This window comes from Bifidobacterium adolescentis ATCC 15703 (assembly GCF_000010425.1).
GTDB classification, from domain to species: domain Bacteria; phylum Actinomycetota; class Actinomycetes; order Actinomycetales; family Bifidobacteriaceae; genus Bifidobacterium; species Bifidobacterium adolescentis.
The window spans coordinates 1,324,726-1,341,698 of record NC_008618.1; the positions used below are offsets into that span (position 1 = coordinate 1,324,726).

Annotated in this window: 16 protein-coding genes; 3 read left to right on the forward strand and 13 right to left on the reverse strand. The window is 60.5% G+C overall.

Going from position 1 to position 16,973, the window contains the following annotated elements; genetic code table 11:
- Positions 1–97: 97 nt before the first annotated feature.
- The 12 genes from BAD_RS05670 to asnB all read right to left on the reverse strand — a co-directional run bounded on the left by BAD_RS05670 (position 98) and on the right by asnB (position 13,035).
- Entirely contained in the window at positions 98–1,228 is a 1,131-nt protein-coding gene (locus BAD_RS05670) for a prephenate dehydrogenase (protein ID WP_080505094.1), read from the reverse strand.
- Positions 1,132–2,112 carry a prephenate dehydratase domain-containing protein gene (locus BAD_RS05675; RefSeq protein WP_011743421.1) on the reverse strand — a complete coding sequence of 327 codons (981 nt, stop codon included), beginning with the start codon at positions 2,110–2,112 and terminating at the stop codon, positions 1,132–1,134. Before BAD_RS05675 ends, BAD_RS05670 begins: the two co-directional genes overlap by 97 nt.
- A 69-nt stretch (positions 2,113–2,181) precedes the next feature.
- Positions 2,182–2,742, reverse strand: coding sequence for a hypothetical protein (locus tag BAD_RS05680; protein WP_011743422.1), 561 nt, complete (start codon positions 2,740–2,742; stop codon positions 2,182–2,184).
- 150 nt (positions 2,743–2,892) lie between these two features.
- Positions 2,893–4,824 (reverse strand): translational GTPase TypA, encoded by a 1,932-nt coding sequence (typA, locus tag BAD_RS05685; RefSeq protein WP_003810688.1) that lies wholly within the window; start codon positions 4,822–4,824, stop codon positions 2,893–2,895.
- A gap of 191 nt (positions 4,825–5,015) precedes the next feature.
- Positions 5,016–6,371: an MFS transporter gene (locus BAD_RS05690; RefSeq protein ID WP_011743423.1), complete on the reverse strand. Its 1,356-nt coding sequence runs from the start codon at positions 6,369–6,371 to the stop codon at positions 5,016–5,018.
- A 67-nt stretch (positions 6,372–6,438) separates the two neighbouring features.
- Positions 6,439–7,248, reverse strand: a complete 810-nt coding sequence (locus BAD_RS05695; protein ID WP_138296735.1) for an NUDIX hydrolase — start codon at positions 7,246–7,248, stop codon at positions 6,439–6,441.
- Positions 7,249–7,375: 127 nt separating this feature from the next.
- A complete protein-coding gene (locus BAD_RS05700) occupies positions 7,376–8,215 on the reverse strand; it encodes a ParA family protein (RefSeq protein ID WP_011743425.1) in 840 nt (279 codons plus the stop codon).
- A gap of 98 nt (positions 8,216–8,313) precedes the next feature.
- Positions 8,314–9,267 carry a site-specific tyrosine recombinase XerD gene (gene xerD, locus BAD_RS05705; protein ID WP_003810696.1) on the reverse strand — a complete coding sequence of 318 codons (954 nt, stop codon included), beginning with the start codon at positions 9,265–9,267 and terminating at the stop codon, positions 8,314–8,316.
- A 245-nt stretch (positions 9,268–9,512) separates the two neighbouring features.
- Complete coding sequence (gene rplT / locus BAD_RS05710) at positions 9,513–9,896, reverse strand: 50S ribosomal protein L20 (protein WP_003810697.1); 384 nt, start codon at positions 9,894–9,896, stop codon at positions 9,513–9,515.
- 52 nt (positions 9,897–9,948) lie between these two features.
- On the reverse strand, positions 9,949–10,143 hold the full coding sequence (gene rpmI / locus BAD_RS05715) for a 50S ribosomal protein L35 (protein ID WP_003810699.1): 195 nt from the start codon (positions 10,141–10,143) through the stop codon (positions 9,949–9,951).
- Between the two features lie 18 nt (positions 10,144–10,161).
- Positions 10,162–10,860 carry a translation initiation factor IF-3 gene (gene infC / locus BAD_RS05720; protein WP_035010673.1) on the reverse strand — a complete coding sequence of 233 codons (699 nt, stop codon included), beginning with the start codon at positions 10,858–10,860 and terminating at the stop codon, positions 10,162–10,164.
- A 288-nt stretch (positions 10,861–11,148) separates the two neighbouring features.
- Complete coding sequence (gene asnB / locus BAD_RS05725; protein ID WP_011743427.1) at positions 11,149–13,035, reverse strand: asparagine synthase (glutamine-hydrolyzing); 1,887 nt, start codon at positions 13,033–13,035, stop codon at positions 11,149–11,151.
- A gap of 188 nt (positions 13,036–13,223) precedes the next feature.
- Here asnB and BAD_RS05730 point away from each other — a divergent pair, with 188 nt between their 5' ends.
- From BAD_RS05730 to ybaK, 3 genes are all read left to right on the forward strand, one after another.
- Positions 13,224–13,970, forward strand: coding sequence for a thiamine diphosphokinase (locus BAD_RS05730; protein ID WP_011743428.1), 747 nt, complete (start codon positions 13,224–13,226; stop codon positions 13,968–13,970).
- Between the two features lie 171 nt (positions 13,971–14,141).
- Positions 14,142–15,197 (forward strand): type I glyceraldehyde-3-phosphate dehydrogenase, encoded by a 1,056-nt coding sequence (gap, locus tag BAD_RS05735; RefSeq protein ID WP_003810708.1) that lies wholly within the window; start codon positions 14,142–14,144, stop codon positions 15,195–15,197.
- Between the two features lie 127 nt (positions 15,198–15,324).
- Positions 15,325–15,831, forward strand: coding sequence for a Cys-tRNA(Pro) deacylase (gene ybaK / locus BAD_RS05740; RefSeq protein ID WP_033499760.1), 507 nt, complete (start codon positions 15,325–15,327; stop codon positions 15,829–15,831).
- A 92-nt stretch (positions 15,832–15,923) separates the two neighbouring features.
- Here the strand turns inward: ybaK and BAD_RS05745 are convergent, their stop codons facing one another.
- Entirely contained in the window at positions 15,924–16,928 is a 1,005-nt protein-coding gene (locus BAD_RS05745) for a 4-hydroxy-3-methylbut-2-enyl diphosphate reductase (RefSeq protein WP_041777356.1), read from the reverse strand.
- Between the last annotated feature and the right edge of the window lie 45 nt (positions 16,929–16,973).

The window sequence follows — 16,973 nt, forward strand, 5'->3', positions numbered from 1 at the left end:
TCGCATACCTCCCCCTACCGCGCGCAAAGACAAGAGCGCCGCAATCGCACTGATTTTCTGCGATTGCGGCGCTTTTGCATAGCGATGGCGTCAGTCGTCAGACCACGGAACGCGCCTGCGCGATCGCGGTACGCTCGCCGTCGAATCGCACGATATGCTCGCCTCTGCGGGCGGATTCCAGCAGCGTGCGCTGCCAATCGTTTTCGGGAATCGACAGTTCGACCGTCGCGCAATGTTCGGCGTACTCCGGCTGCCTGCTGGCGGCCTTGTAGTCGCGGAACGGTTGGCCTTGGGCGAAGAAACGGTCCATTTGCTTCACGTCGCCTTCCGTAGGGCGCACGCCGGTATCGGCCATGTCATGCAGCACGTTGGCCACCAACGTCAATCGGTTGGCCATGTTGCGTAGCAAGGTCTCCACGTTGGCCGCGTCCTCCTCCACCATGGCACGTGTGCGGTTCGGATCGGTCAGCGCCACGCGCGTCATGTCACGCCAGGACCCGGCTGCGAGCGCGGCCGCGATGTTGCGGTTCGGGTTGGCCACCAGCTCGTTGATCATGGCGGTGGCGATGACGTGAGGCATATGTGAGATGAGCGCGGCGCAACGGTCATGGGTGGCGTCGTCAAGTACGATGAGCCGGTTGCCGCAACGGTTCACGATCATGTCGGCCACGGCGCGGAACCGGCGGTATTCGGTGTGTTCGTCGACGGTGATGGCCCAGAGCGCGTCGTCATAGAGTGTCGGGTCGGATGCCTCCCAGCCGGACAGTTCGTTGCCGGCCATCGGGTGTGCTCCGACGTAGCAGCCGTCAAGACCAATGGCTTTGACTTGGTCGCGGACCATGCCTTTGACGCTGCCCACGTCGGTGAGCGTGGTTGTTTCCGTGTCGATCAATGGTTTCAATGCGCCGAGGATTTCGGGCATGGCCTTGAGCGGGTTGCACAGTACGAGCACGTTCGGTTTGGTTTCGGCGAGTGCCGCCAAGGTGGGTTTGCAGATGATGCCGTCGGCTTCGGCGGTGGCGTAGGGGCGGTCGTTGTGGTTCCATGCGGTCACTTCGCAGCCGGCGTTGACGAGTCGGCGTGCCAGTGATCCTCCGATGAGGCCGAGTCCTACGATTGCGATGCGTGGCTTCACCACATCAGCTCCCTTCTGACGGTTTCGTCGTTCTGCCAATCGTCCGGCAGGTGGCTGTCGTCGAGTCGTACGCCGCCTTGCGGCAGCATCCATGAGGTGACGGGCGGGTTGGGGTGTTCCCTCCGCGGGTAGACGGCGAGTGTTTTGGCCCAGTCGCCATGTTCTGCGATTTCCACAAGCGCGTCGCGGAAACGTTCCTCCCAAGGGGCGGCGTCGAGGGTGACGATGAAGCTGTATGTGCCGGTGCGTCCTTTGATGGGCCGTGAGATGAAGCTGGTCATGTTCAGTCCCGCGTCACGGAACACGTCGAGCAGGTTGGCGAGCACGCCTGGGCCGGTGACGAGCGGGATGAGCGTCAATACCGATTCGTATTCGACGTTAGCTTCGGCGCGTGGTTTGGCGAGCAGCCGTGCGACTTCGGCGCGTGGCGAGAGCACGAGGAAGTCGGTGGCGGCTCCTTGGTAGTCCTGGATGGCGGTGCCGATGCGGGTGATGTCGTACAGTTCGCCGCAGATGGCGGGACCGAAGGCGATTTCACCTGGGATAAGGTCCCGGCAGGCCGCCGCGTTGGATGTGGCCGGCTGTGTGGAGAGCCGATGTTCGGCGATGAATCGTTTGCATTGCGCGAGACCGTGCGGATGGGCTGTGGCGATGCGCGCTTCGGCTGGATCGGCTCCTTGCGCCACGTATGCGTCGAATTCGACGTTCACACCGACGCGTGCGAATCCGACAAGGTCCTTCGCGTCGATCAGCGCGTCGAGGTTGGGCACCACGTACCCTTCGACGTTGTTCTCCCAGGCCACGATTCCCCAGCCGTCGCCGTGCTGTGCGGCGTCGAGAATCTGCGGCACATCGTCCATGGGCATCAGGTCGAAGCCTTGCGGTTCGAACCGTGCCAACTCTTGGGCGGCATTGACGGCCGCCTGATGGGTGAAGGTGCCTTGTGGCCCCAGATAGAACAGCTTGCGTGCGCTCATTGCCGCCTGTGCCTCCTTGTTGCGGGTCATCCTAAGCACCTTAGCGCATTCGCGAGGCTGTGGAGGGGTCTAGTCCACCGGTTGGGCGGTGTCATGGTCCGGTTCAGACGATTCGTTCTGGTCATATTCCGTGGAGTCATCCTCAGTGCGCGGCGGCATCGTGAACCAGCTCTTGGGCAGCGCCAGCATGATCAATGGAATCAGCACCACGCCGTATAGCCAGAAATAGCCGGCGTTGTTGCTGAAATACGGCAACGTCGCCGTCTCGCCGAATCCGACGGGAATCATGGCGTCCCCGCCCGGACCGTAACCGGCCATGACGGTCCAGACCACCAGTGATGAACTGATCAGATGCAATGCGAGGCCCGACACGCCATCACGTGAACGCGCCGACCATGTCGAGATGATGACCAGAGCATATGCGATCACAAGACCGTAGGGAATATTCGCCGACGCGCCCATGCGGTGCGCCATCGTGCCGATCACGCCGACGACGGCACCGGCGAGCAGGTCAACCAAAAACCGCGCCCATACCGGTAGACGATGCGACCACGGCAGCAGCCTGCGGTCGATGCCGTCCTGTGATTGCGATTGCGGTTCCGGCTGTGTTTCCTGCGTGCGTTGCGTCATGTCCTCCACTATGCCCTACGTTCCTTACAAAACAGCAAGAAAGGCAAGAGATACGCGGAAAACCGCCGACATCTCTTGCCTTTCTTAAGCGTTTAGCTCACTAGCGGAACACACTACCGTTCCCGCGAAGCGCCAAAACAATGCGAAGAATCACTTGTTATTCTGAGCGTTGTTCTGGCGACGCTGCTTGGCGCGCCACTTGTACCAATCCTCACGGCTCAGAATGATCTTGCGCACGCGGATGGACTCCGGAGTGACTTCCACGCACTCGTCCTCGTTGGCGAAGTCCAGGGACTCTTCGAGGCTCATCTTGATCGGCGGGGTCAGGGTTTCCAGCACGTCCGCGGTGGCGGAACGCATGTTGGTCATGTGCTTGGCCAGCGTGATGTTCACATCCAGCTCGTCCGGCTTGTTGTTGATGCCGACGACCTGGCCCTCGTACACCGGGGACTGCGGCTCGACGAAGAAGTTGCCGCGTGCCTGCAGACGCTGCATGGCGTATGGGGTGGCGACGCCCTGACGGTCGCAGACCATGGAGCCGTTCTGGCGGGTCACGATCTGGCCGGCCCACGGAGCGTAGCCAGCGGAGATGGAGGAGGCGATGCCGGTGCCGCGGGTGGCGGACAGCAGCGCGGTGCGGAAGCCGATCAGACCACGGGACGGCACAGTGAACTGCAGACGGACCCAGCCGGTGCCGTGGTTGGTCATGTTGTCCATGCGGCCCTTGCGGTCGGCGAGCAGCTGGGTGACGGCGCCCATGTACTCTTCCGGCACGTCGATGGTGGTGTTTTCCATCGGCTCGTTGACCACGCCGTCGATGGTCTTGGTGACCACCTGCGGACGGCCGACGGTCAGTTCGAAGCCTTCACGGCGCATCTGCTCGGCAAGCACGGCCAGTGCGAGTTCGCCACGGCCCTGCACTTCCCAGGCATCCGGACGGTCGGTCGGCAGCACCTTGATGGACACGTTGCCGATGAGCTCGCGGTCGAGGCGGTCCTTGATCATGCGGGCGGTGAGCTTGTGGTCCTTGCCTTCGGTGCCGGCAAGCGGGGAATCGTTGATGCCGAAGGTCATGGAGATGGCCGGGTCGTCAACGTGGATGAGCGGCAGCGGACGCGGATCGTCCGGGTCGACGATGGTCTCGCCGATCATGATGTCGTTCACGCCGGCGACGGCGACGATGTCGCCAGGACCTGCGGATTCGACCGGGGTGCGCTCCAGGCCCTGCGTACGCAGCAGCTCGGACACGCGGAAGTTCTCGATGGAGCCGTCCACACGGGACAGGCCGTAGGTCTTGCCCTTCTCAAGGGTGCCGTTGTAGATACGGACCAGACCGAGTCGGCCGAGGAAGTCGGAGGAATCGATGTTGGCGACGTGGGCCTGCAGCGGAGCGCCCTCCTCGTATTCCGGAGCCGGAATGTTCTTGATGATGGCCTCGAACAGCGGCTCGAGGTTGTCGTTGTCCGGCAGACCGCCGTTTTCCGGCTGGTTTTCGGAAGCGTAACCGGCCTTGGCGGCGCAGTAGATGACCGGAAGGTCGAAGAGGGAATCCTCATCGAGGTCGATGCCTTCCTCGATGACGTCCTGGGCCAGGCCGAGCAGCAGGTCGGAGGATTCACCGACGACTTCGGAGATTCGGGCGTCCGGACGATCGGTCTTGTTCACGCACAGGATGACCGGAAGCTTGGCTTCGAGGGCCTTGCGCAGCACGAAACGGGTCTGCGGCAGCGGGCCTTCGGAAGCGTCGACGAGCAGCACGACGCCATCGACCATGGAGATGCCGCGCTCCACCTCGCCACCGAAATCGGCGTGGCCAGGGGTATCGATGATGTTGAGGGTGATGCCTTCCGGATGGCCGTACTTGGCGGCCAGCGGGCCGGTGTACTGCACCGCGGTGTTCTTGGCGAGGATGGTGATGCCCTTCTCGCGTTCCAGATCGTTGGAATCCATCACACGGTCCGGGACTTCCTCACGCTCGTTGAACACGTGGGACTGGGCCAGCATCGCGTTGACCAGGGTGGTCTTACCGTGATCGACGTGTGCCACAATCGCTACATTTCGGATATCGCCGCGAACCGCCATCGAAACCTCTCTTAGTGTTGCTGTTCTCTTACGTAAACGTTCGGTACGTACATGCTATCGGTACTTAAAAATCCGTACTTACACACAAACCGAGCCAATTCTAGCGAAGCATTACGACACATGGAAAACGGCGGACCTGTCAGATCATGCCGACAGGCCCGCCGTCAATCGCGCGAAGAGACGCGCGGACCTTAATCCTCAAGCTCCTTGCCAGTGCGTTCAGGCAGGCACAGGGCCGCCACGCAGGCGAGAATGAACGCCACGGCGAAAACGATGAATGCCACGGCCTTGTTGCCACCGGACAAGGTCAGGAACCATGGCATCAGCAGCGGCGCGATGATCGCGGCCACACGACCGCAAGCCGCGGCTGCACCGGAGGCGGCGCCGCGCAGACGCGTCGGATAGATTTCCGGAGTCACCGCGTACAACACGCCCCAAGCGCCAAGGTTGGACGCGGACAGCAGCATGCCGAAGCCCAGCACAGCGGCCACGGAACCGGCTTGGGAGAAGGCGAACGCGGCCACGGCGGACACGGCGAGGAACACGCTCAGGGTCTTCCTGCGGCCCCAGATCTCCACCAGCCATGCCGCGAGGAAGTAGCCGGGCAGCTGTGCGATGGCGATGGCGAGCGTGTAGCCGAACGACTTGGTCAGCGAGCCGAACTGGTCGGCCAGCAGAGACGGCATCCACGTGAACGCGCCGTAGTAGGAGAAGTTCACGAAGAACCATGTGGCCCAGATGGCTGCGGTGCGCGCAAGATACTTCTTGCCGAACAGCTCGCGGGTTTTGATCTTCGGCAGCGGCTCGCCCTTCGGGGATGCGACCGGTTCGACGCCTCCGGCCTGTTCGAAGTAGCGCACGGCCTGCTCGGCCTCATCCTCACGTCCCTTGGATTCGAGGAATCGCACGGACTCAGGGATATGAATGCGCGTCACGATGGCGTACAGCAGCGGCAATGCTCCGATGAGCAGCGCCCAGCGCCATCCCCAATCGCCGGTGTTAGGAATGACGAAATAGCCGATGCAGGCGGCGATGATCCAGCCGATTGCCCAGAAGGATTCCAGCAGCACCGTCATACGGCCGCGTTGTTTGGTCGGAGAGAATTCCGAGACCAATGTGGAGGCGACCGGCAGCTCGGCGCCCAGGCCGAGGCCGATGACCAGTCGAGCGATCAGCAGAGCCGCCAGCGACCATGACAACGCCATACCGCCATTGGCCAGACCGAAAATCACCAGCGTCGCGGAGAAGACCGTCTTGCGGCCAACGCGGTCGGCCACGAAGCCGCCAAGCGCGGCGCCGATCGCCATTCCGACGAAACCGATGGACAGCACCCAGCTTTTCTCGGTCGGCGTCAGATTGAAATGCGGGTCGGCCGCGATGGCGGCCACGACGAACGACACCAGACCAACGTCCATCGCGTCGAACGCCCATCCAATACCCGAAGCCACCAACAGCTTCCTGTGCGCCTTGTTGAACGGCAGTCGGTCAAGACGCTCGTTGCGAGTCAGCGAGACCTCTCCCCCAACAGTTTGTTGCGATGCGGACATCAACACCCCTTTATCATTGTTTTCCTATTGTGTCGTGAGCTCGTTCAAGCCCGACGATGGCAGGCGATCACGCCGTCATCAATGCGGATAACGCGTCGTCATCCTGGAAAGCAATTCGAGTGTCGTCCGATTCGGATGCCGTTCCGGCTTCGGTCCACAAATCCGTTCCCGGCTTCCGGCTGTACCGGTAGACCGCCGCCGGCCTGTTACGGCCGATCCGCAGTTTCTCACCGGTGTCTTCCAACAGTCCGGAAGCAAGCATTTTACGGCGGAAATTCGCCAAATCGATACGCTGTCCGGCAATCGCCTCGTACACGTCATGCAGTTGGCTCAACGTGAATCGCTCGCCCACCAATCGAGTGGCGATGTCAGGCGATTCGATTTTGCCGCGAAGCCGGTTCATGGCGTATTCGACGATGGTGCGATGGTCGAACGCAAGTTCCGGAAGATGGTTGACGGGGAACCACTTGACGTTGTCCCCTCCGGCGAAGTCGATTCGTCCATCGGCCTCGCCCACCAGGGCCCAGTACACGATGGACACCATCGGCAGACCGCCATGCGAACGTGCCGGATCGCCGAACGTGTAAAGCTGCTCAAGATATTTCGGATGCAGCGACGTCGTCGATTCCAGTGCGGCATACGCCGACTGTTCCAATGAATGGTCGGCCCTCAGACCGCCTCCCGGCAACGCCCATTGCCCCAAAAAAGGCTGACGGACGCGTTTGACCAGCGGCATCCACAGGGTGGAGCCCATGCCGGACGAAGCGGCACCAGCGCCCACATCTGACTGCGGAACCGGTCCCAAAGCCAGAATCACCACGGATACGCCGACCTGCGGAGGCTGCTTGCGCCGTTCCGAGACATTGCCCATGATCAATTGATGGCCTCTTCCAATACTTCGAATTGCTTACAGGAAAGGAGTCTAACACTTATAGTCAACATGACTATAAGTGTGTCGAGTCGCTCATAAACACCAAGAGCCCCCAACGGGGCTCTTGCAAAGTTCAGGCCACGATGTCGTTGGCGATCAGCTCGCGGGCCACTTCACGGTATTCCTTCGCCGTCTTGTGGTTCGGCGCGTAGATGGTGATCGGCGCGGCCGCCACCGTGGAATCCGGCAGCTTGATGGAACGCGAAATCACGGAATGGAACACCTTGCCTTGGAACGCCTCGTAGATACGCTGCAACACCTCCTCGCAATGCAGGGTACGGGTGTACATGGTGACCAGCACGCCATACACTTCAAGGCTCGGATTGATGCGCGACTGCACCTTCTCGATGGATTGCATGAGCAGCGCCACGCCACGCAGCGCGAAGAATTCGGCAGCGACCGGAATGATCACACCGTCGGCCGCGGTCAACGCGTTCACCGTCAGCAGGCCCAACGATGGCTGGCAGTCGATGATGATCACGTCGTACTCGTCCTTGACCTGGCGCAGCACACCGGCAAGCACCTGCTCACGTCCCACTTCGGTGACCAGTTGCACTTCGGCGGCGGACAGATCGATGTTGGCCGGCATAATGTCGAGATTCTCGAAATCGGTGTGGTGAATCACGCTGTGCACGTCCATGCGCGGATTGAACAACGCCGTGTACACGGTATCCTCCACCGCGTTGGCGTTGATGCCGAGACCCACCGTGGCGGCGCCTTGCGGATCGAAGTCGACGATCAGCACGCGCCTGCCGTATTGGCTTAGCGCGCCGCCGATATTGATGGAACTGGTGGTCTTGCCGACGCCACCCTTCTGGTTGCACATGGCGATGACCCTTGCCGGACCGTGCGTCTGCAGCGGCTCCGGTGCGGGAAACGTCTCATAATCACGTCCAAGCAAATCCGTAGGCATACCGTTTACCTTACCAACATCCTCGTGTCAAAAATTCCACTGTTTCCATGCTAGCCCATCATCGCCGTCAGAAACGGCAGCAACACATGCATCTCATGCTATCTTGCCCTTGGATGCGAGGTCAGATATGTCTCGATGAGGTTCTCCGGGCTTACATGCGTGTAGATCTGCGTGGTGGTGACGCTCGCGTGACCCAGCAGTTCCTGCACGGTGCGCACGTCGGCCCCGCCTTGGATCAGATGCGTGGCGAAGGAATGGCGCAATGTGTGCGGATGCAGGGGCTTGTCGATATGCGCGCGTTCCCCGGCCGCACGGATGATCTCCCACACCGATTGCCTTGACAGTCGTTTGCCGCGCTTGTTGAGGAACAACGCGCGTCGTTCGGTGGGCCCTTTCGCCTTCGACTCGAGCTGCGGCCGTCCGTTTTTGAGGTATCTTGCGATCGCCTCACATGCGTAACTGCCGACCGGCACCAGACGTTGTTTGGAGCCTTTGCCCATCAATCTCGCAACGTTCGATTCCAAGTCGACATCGTCAAGATTCGCGCCGCACGCTTCCGACACGCGGGCTCCGGTGGCGTACATGAATTCCAGCAACGCCTTGTCGCGCAGCATCGCGGGATCATCGGGCATGTCCGCCATGCCTTCGGATTGAGGCCGATTCTGCGAGACGGGGATCGCGTCCAGCAAACTGGCCACCTCGTCCACAGTGAGCACGTCAGGCAGCGTCGTCGCGCCTTTGGGAGCCTTGACCTGTGCCGCAACGTCATTGGACACCACATGTTCGTTCAGTGCGAAGCGATGGAATGCATGGATGCTGGCCAGTCTTCGTGCCTTGCTGCGCGCGGATTCTCCGGAATCGTCAAGAAAGGCGATGTATCGTTCCACGTCCTGCGTGGTCACTGCATTAAGGTCTTGAATGCCTTGCGTCGCAAGCCAGCCGTTGTATTTGCGCAGGTCCGAGTCATATGCGCGCACCGTGGCTTTCGCAAGTCCTCGTTCCACGTCGATGTACGCGAGGAACTGATCAATCAAGCGTTCGATATCCGTCATCGTGGTCCTCCGTTTGCATCGTCATCATTTGTCGTGTCCGTTCCGTCACGCTCCCGTACGGAACGCGTTGCCCGCATGGAGGATTCCAAGGACGTTCGTTCCAAGTGGAAGCCGTCATTGGATGGAAATCAACATTCCGGAAAGTCTATTCAAAGTATCCGGTATGGGGAACGCGATACGCAAGAACCCCCGTCCGTTTGCCGGATCGGGGGTTCTGAAGTTCACAGGTGAACCGTCGGGGAAACTCAGGCTTCCTTCGGAGCGTTCACGTCAGCCGGAAGAGCGGCCTTGGCCTGCTCGACGATGGCCTTGAAAGCCTCCGGATCGGAGACGGCCAGCTCGGCGAGAGCGCGACGATCCAGCTCGATGCCGGCAAGGTGCAGGCCCTGGATGAAGCGGTTGTAGGTGATGCCTTCGGCGCGGACGGCAGCGTTGATGCGCTGGATCCACAGCTTGCGGAAGTCGCCCTTGCGAGCCTTGCGGTCGCGGAAGTTGTAGGTAAAGGAGTGCAGCAGCTGCTCCTTGGCCTTACGGTACAGGCGGGAGCGCTGGCCGCGGTAGCCGGAAGCCCTCTCGAGAACGACGCGACGCTTCTTGTGGGCGTTTACTGCGCGCTTGACACGTGCCATATTTGATTCCTCAGCTTTCTATTAAGTCTTTGTTTCTAAGCTCTCGCTATGCTCAGCGACCGAGCAGCTTCTTCATGTTCTTGCTCTGGGAAGTGGCCAGAACACCGTCGGCCTTCAGCTCACGGCGCTTACGAGCGGACTTGTGCTCGAGGTTGTGGCGCATTGCGGAGCCGGCGTGCATCAGCTTGCCGGAACCGGTCACGCGGACGCGCTTGGAAGCGGCGGAATTAGTTTTCATCTTCGGCATTGCTGCCCTCCTTGTTTGTTACTTCGTTTCGGAAGTCTTCGGTTTGTCGGATGCCACGGCTGCCTTGGCTGCGGCTGCGGCCGCTGCCTGGGCCTCCTGCTTGGCCGCCAGACGAGCCGCCTGACGAGCCTGGCGCTCGGCACGGGACTGATCGCCACGACGACGCTGCTCGGACTGGGTATGGACCTTCTTGCCCTTCGGCGCAAGCGTCATGATGATGTTGCGGCCTTCCTGCTTCGGAGCGAATTCGACAGTGCCGTATTCCTCCACTTCGCTGGCGAGACGCTGCAACAGCTCGACGCCGCCGATCGGTCGGGACTGCTCGCGACCGCGCAGCATAATGGTGACCTTGACCTTGTCTCCGCCGTTCAGGAAGCGCACAACATGGCCCTTCTTGACCTCGAAGTCATGGTCGTCGATCTTCAGACGGAAGCGAATTTCCTTGATTTCCGCGGTGCTCTGGTTGCGGCGCGCCTCACGAGCCTTGATCTTCTCGTTGTACTTGTACTTGCCGTAATCGATGAGCTTGGCGACCGGAGGCTTCGCGTTGGGCGCCACCTCGACGAGATCGAGGTTCGCTTCCTTTGCCAGGTTCAGTGCGACGGAAGTCGCGATGACTCCCACCTGCTCGCCGTTCGGGCCGATCAGACGCACCTGGGAGACGCGAATCTCGTCGTTAATGCGTGGTTCGTCGCTGATGATGACTCCAATCCTCATATTCCATGCAACGGAACATCCTTTGATTGGCAGTTTTCCAAAGTCTCGATTGTTCAAGGCATGCCAAAACGCATCACAACGCGCCGTAAACCCGTAAGAGCGGCTTACATATCTCACCGAGACGACCGGTGGAAGGCATCTGCCTGAACCCGAGGCCCTGAAAGGCTTCCAGGTGGGGATATCCCGCTTTCTTGATTTCTCAAGCCTTGTAGATAATACCACACCCCGGGACCAGCGCGTGTCGCACCGGTCCCGGGGTGTTCGTCACCATTCGGACGGCATCCGCCGTCAGGCGATGGCGATGACGTCTGGCTTCTCGCCGTCGTGCACGAAGTAGACGTCGTACCACGTCAGGAACGAGTACACGGTCCAGATCTTGCGGCGATCGTCGGTTTTGCCGGCATAGTTGTCATCGATCATCTTCAGCAGCGCGTCCTGGTCGAAGAACTGGCTGACGTAATCGCGTTCGAACACGGAACGGACGTACTTGTAGAACTTCTCCTCACGCAGCCACTTCTTGATCGGCACCGGGAAGCCAAGCTTCTCACGGTCGTACCATTCCTTGGGCAGATGACGTCCCGCCGCCTGGCGGAACGCGTATTTCGTGTTCTCGTCGGTGATGAGGTACTTGGTCGGCACCTGCTCGGCCACGCCCATGAGCTCCTTGTCGAGCAGCGGCACACGCAATTCCAGCGAATGCGCCATGGTCATCTTGTCGGCCTTGAGCAGAATGTCACCCGGCATCCACTGATGCATGTCAAGGTACTGCTTCTTCTTCAGTTCGCTCAGACCCTTGCCTTCCACACGCGCATACGTCTTGTCGACGATGCTTTGCACGCTCGGCGCCTTGCGGTATTCAGGCTTGAGCAGCTGTTCGGACTGCGATTCCTCAAACACACGTGCCTGTCCGATGAAGCTTTCCTCGGCCGGCGCAAGATTGGCGTACAGATGCCATGCGCCCGGGAAGGTCTTGCCCTTGCAGAACCGGGCGATCGCCTTGCGCGCGCCGGCTGGCAGATGCGTGAGCCAGCGAGTCACCACCTTGATGGGCTTGAATTTGGTGTGCACGCCGTAGTCGATGTATCCGGCGAACAACTCGTCGGCGCCTTCGCCGCTCAGCACCACCTTCACGTCTTTGGCGGCCAATGCGGACAGGAAGTACAGCGGCACGCAGCTCGGATTGGAGTCCGGCTCGTCGAGATGCCATTGGATGCGCGGGAACGCGGCGAACGCCTCCTCGTCGGTCAACGACTCGGCGGTGTTGTTCAGTTTGAGCAGTTCCGCCAGTTCGCCGGCCTGCTGCGATTCGTTGTACGTGCCTTTGCCAAAACCGATCGAATACGTGTGCTGCGGACGCGCCACGGCGGCGACGTAGCTGGAGTCGACACCGCTCGACAGGAAGGAGCCGACCTCCACATCGGCGATCTGGTGCGCCTTGACGGAATCGCACACCGTCTGGTCGATCGAGTTCACCAGCTCGCCCAGCTTCTGCTTGCCTTCGCGGAAATCCTCGTCGTAATACCGGTGGATGTCCATCTTGCCATCCCGGTACGTGAAATAGTGCCCTTCCGGCAGCTTGTAGACGCCTTTGAAGAAGGTCTCACCGATCGCCGGATACTGGAAGGTCATATACGGCTTCAACGCCTCGGCGTTGAGCTCCTTGACGAAATCGGGGTGGCGCAACAGGCTCTTGATCTCCGACGCGTACATGAACGTGCCGTTCATCTTCGCATAGTAGAAGGGCTTGATGCCGAAATGGTCGCGCGCGCCGAACAGTTCCTGCTTGTTCTTGTCCCAGATCACGAAAGTGAACATGCCACGTACGCGCTGCAGCAAATCCACACCCCACTGCTCATAGCCGTGCAGCAGCACCTCGGTGTCGCTTTTGGTGGTGAAGGTGTGTCCGGCCGCGATCAATTCCTCACGCAGCGTCTGATAGTTGTAGATCTCGCCGTTGAAGGTGATGACCTTCGAACCATCCTCGTTGTAGATGGGCTGCTGGCCGCCGCCGAGGTCGATGATGCTGAGCCTTCGATGGCCGAGCGCCGCATGCTCGTCGATGTAATGGCCTTCGCTGTCCGGCCCGCGATGCGCGATCATGTCGGTCATACGTTGGAGGACCGGGCATTTCACGTCAATGGGCATATCGTTGACGAAACCAGCAATTCCGCACATTATCTGCAATCCCTTCAAAACAAACTCGGTGTCAGTGTACCAGCATCCGCATGTCGAAAAACCGCCGCCGCGCCTCCGAACCGATTCATGCGTGACAATCTCCACAGGTTTCAGACATTTTAGGTATGCCGCATAGCCATGAAAATGACGATTCTTTCCTTTCGTCCGTCACGGCTACACTACCGGGTATGGATTTCCACGATGCCCGCACCTGCGTGATCTTCGGCGCAGGCGATTATTACGATGAGACCCCTGCGATTCCGGATGACGCCTTCGTCGTCGCCGCGGACGGCGGCCTCGACCACGCCCGCGCCTTCGGCATCGACGCCGATTTCGTGGTCGGCGACTTCGATTCGATTACCGGCGACCGCCCCACGCAAAACGACCGCACCATCGCATTGCCTTCGGAAAAGGACGATCCCGACCTGCTGTCGGCTTTGAAGATCGGCTGGCTGCGCGGCGCGCGCACGTTCCACATATACGGCGCGCTCGGCGGACGAATCGACCATACGATTTCCAATATCCAGCTTATGGCGCTACTGGCCGACCGTGGCGCGACCGGCTACCTGCACGGCGACGGATCGATCGTCACCGCGATCTGCGACGGCGCGCTCGATTTCCCGGCGGACGACGCCGTTGCGGGACGCATGGTCTCCGTGTTCTCCCACAGCGATATCTCGACCGGCGTAAGCGAAACGGGATTGAAATACGAGCTGCACCACGCCGACATGAGCAGCACGCGCGTCAACGGACTGAGCAACGAGTTCCTTGCCGGCAGGCCGTCCCGCATCACGGTGGAGCATGGCACGCTCATCGTCACGTTCCCCATCGAGGCTCCCCTGCCGCACGTGGCGCGATGGCATGGCTTCTCCGGAGATCTCGGTGCATTGGACACGGACGTATCCTCCGCGCTGGTCGAGCCAAGCGGCCGTTGAACGCATGCGGGACATGCATGTGAGCGTTCACTGAAAATCGCACTGCATTTTGGAACACGCGCCTCGGAACGTTGCCCTAAGTACAGGTGACGCACTACAGTGGACGGTGTTGGTAAACAATGGCTTCAGTGTGCCTGGCACACGCGTGGCCTACCCTAAAGGGAGAATTACATGACAGTTAAGATTGGTATTAACGGCTTTGGTCGTATCGGTCGTCTGGCTTTCCGCCGTATCTTCGAGCTGCAGGCTCGTGGCGGCCAGGCCGGTGACATTGAGGTCGCTGCAATCAACGATCTGACCACCCCGTCCATGCTGGCCTACCTGCTGAAGTACGACAGCACCCACGGCACCTTCCGTCATGACGATGGCACCCCGGTCGAGGTCACCTCCACCGACGACTCCATCGTGGTCGACGGCAAGGAATACAAGGTCTACGCCGAGAAGGATGCCAACAACATCCCGTGGGTCAAGAACGACGGCGTTGAGTTCGTGCTCGAGTGCACCGGCTTCTACACCTCCGCTGAGAAGTCCCAGGCCCACATCAACGCTGGCGCCAAGAAGGTCCTGATCTCCGCTCCGGCCAAGGACGAGACCACCCCGACCATCGTGTTCGGCGTGAACCACGAGACCCTCAAGGCTTCCGACGTGATCGTGTCCGCCGGCTCCTGCACCACCAACTCCATGGCCGCCATGGTCAAGCTGCTGGACGAGAACTGGGGCATCAAGGCTGGCTTCATGACCACCATCCACGCCTACACCGGCACCCAGATGATTCTCGACGGCCCGCGCTTCCCGAAGGCTCGCAACAACCGCGCCGCCGCCATCAACACCATTCCTCATTCCACTGGCGCCGCCAAGGCCATCGGCAAGGTCGTTCCGTCCGTGAACGGCAAGCTGCAGGGCCACGCCCAGCGCATCCAGGTTCCGGATGGCTCCGTCACCGAGCTGACCACCGTCCTGAACAAGGAAGTCACCGCCGATGAGATCAACGCCGCCTTCAAGGCCGCCTTCTCCGACACCGACTTCTACGGCTACAACGAGGATGGCATCGTGTCCTCCGACATCATCGGCGACACCCACGGTGGCGTGTTCGATCCGACCCAGACCGATGTCAACACCGTTGACGGCCTGACCATGGCTCGCACCGTCTCCTGGTACGACAACGAGTACGGCTTCACCTGCAACATGGTGCGTACCCTGCTGTACTTCGCCGAGATCTCCGAGTGAATCGGCGCGGAGTAATCCGCACGGTTCGTCTCTGAACCTCAGAACAAAGGGGCTTTCGCTTCGGCGGAAGCCCCTTTTCGTATCCGAAACGCCGCAACGGACACGTGGAAGGCTTATTATGGGCGGCATGGCAAAGAAAAAGCATGAGAAGGGCGCCGGTTCCACACCGGCCACCGTGCAGTTGGAAAAAGCCGGAGTTCCGTTCAAAACCTACGAATACGCGCATTCGAACGATCACATGGATGACGGTTATGGGGTTGAGGCCGCCACCAAGCTCGGTTTCGACGAGCATCAGGTGTTCAAGACGCTGATGGCGGACACCGGCTCCGAACGCGTGGTCGGCGTGGTGCCGGTCAGCGGACATATGGATCTGAAGGCGCTGGCCGCGGCAGTCGGCGCGAAGAAGGCGGCGATGGCCGATCCGAAGGTCGCCATGCGCGAATCCGGCTACGTGGTCGGCGGCATCTCCCCTCTTGGCCAGCGCACACACCACAAGACGGTGCTTGACGAAAGCGCGCTGCAATACGACGAAATCCTGCTGTCGGGCGGCAAACGCGGTTTCTCAGTCGGCGTCAATCCCAACGATCTGCTCAAGGTGCTCGACGCGGTAGCGGCGCCGATCGGCACTTGGTAAAAAACACGCCGATACATCACACCAATACATAAGTGGGTGGTCGGAACAACACGATGTTCCGACCGCCCACTTGCGTAAGCGAAAGGTTCGCGCTATTTGCGCAGTTCCGCAGGAAGCACGAAATGCATGTTCTCCTTGATGGTTTCGATGGTGCTCACATCCTGGTAGCCAAGTTCTTGCAACGCTGCGACCACGCCGGAAACCAGCTCGTCCGGCACGGAGGCACCCGAGGAAATACCCACGGATTCGACACCTTCAAACCATGCGGGGTCAAGTTCCGAAGCATCATCAACACGATGGGCGCGACCAGCGGCGCCAACAGCCGTTTTTGAGGCGTACCGCGCGCTAAGTCCCTCCTGAGCGACTTCCATCAACCGCACGGAATTCGAGGAATTCGCGGAGCCGACAATCACCACGCAATCGGCTTGCTCGGCAACGAGCTTGACCGCCGCCTGACGATTCGACGTGGCATAGCAGATATCGGAGTTCGGCGGCATTTCAAGCCATGGGAAACGAGCTTTGAGCGCGGTGATCGTGCCAGCGGTCTCATCGACGCTCAACGTGGTCTGCGTAAGCAGCACCAATTTCGTGTCAGGTTGGAAATCCAACGAGTCGACGTCGGACGCATGCTCGATCAAATGCACATGTTCCGGCGATTCCTCCACCACGCCAACGGCCTCATCGTGGCCTTTATGCCCAATGTAGATGATCTCGTAACCTTCCTTGACAAAACGCAGCACCTCGCGATGCACTTTGCTTACCAGCGGGCAGGTGGCATCGACCACATGCATGCCGCGCGCCGTGGCCTCGGCTTTGACCGCCGGAGACACGCCGTGGGCGGAAAATACGATTGGGATGCCGGCTTCGGCGGCGGCATCGGGGATCTCAGCCAATTCCTGCACGAACACCGCGCCCTGCGCGGCCAAATCCTCGACGACATGCTTGTTGTGCACGATCTGGCGGCGCACATACACCGGCGGCAATCCGTCGGCACGTGGCGTATCGGCGGATTTGAGAATCGTCCGCACCGTCAGAATCGCCCTATCCACGCCGGCGCAGAATCCGCGCGGATCCGCCAGCACGATGCGTTTGCCCATGTCAAGCCGCCTTCCAATCGTATCCATCCATCACAACAGCAATCA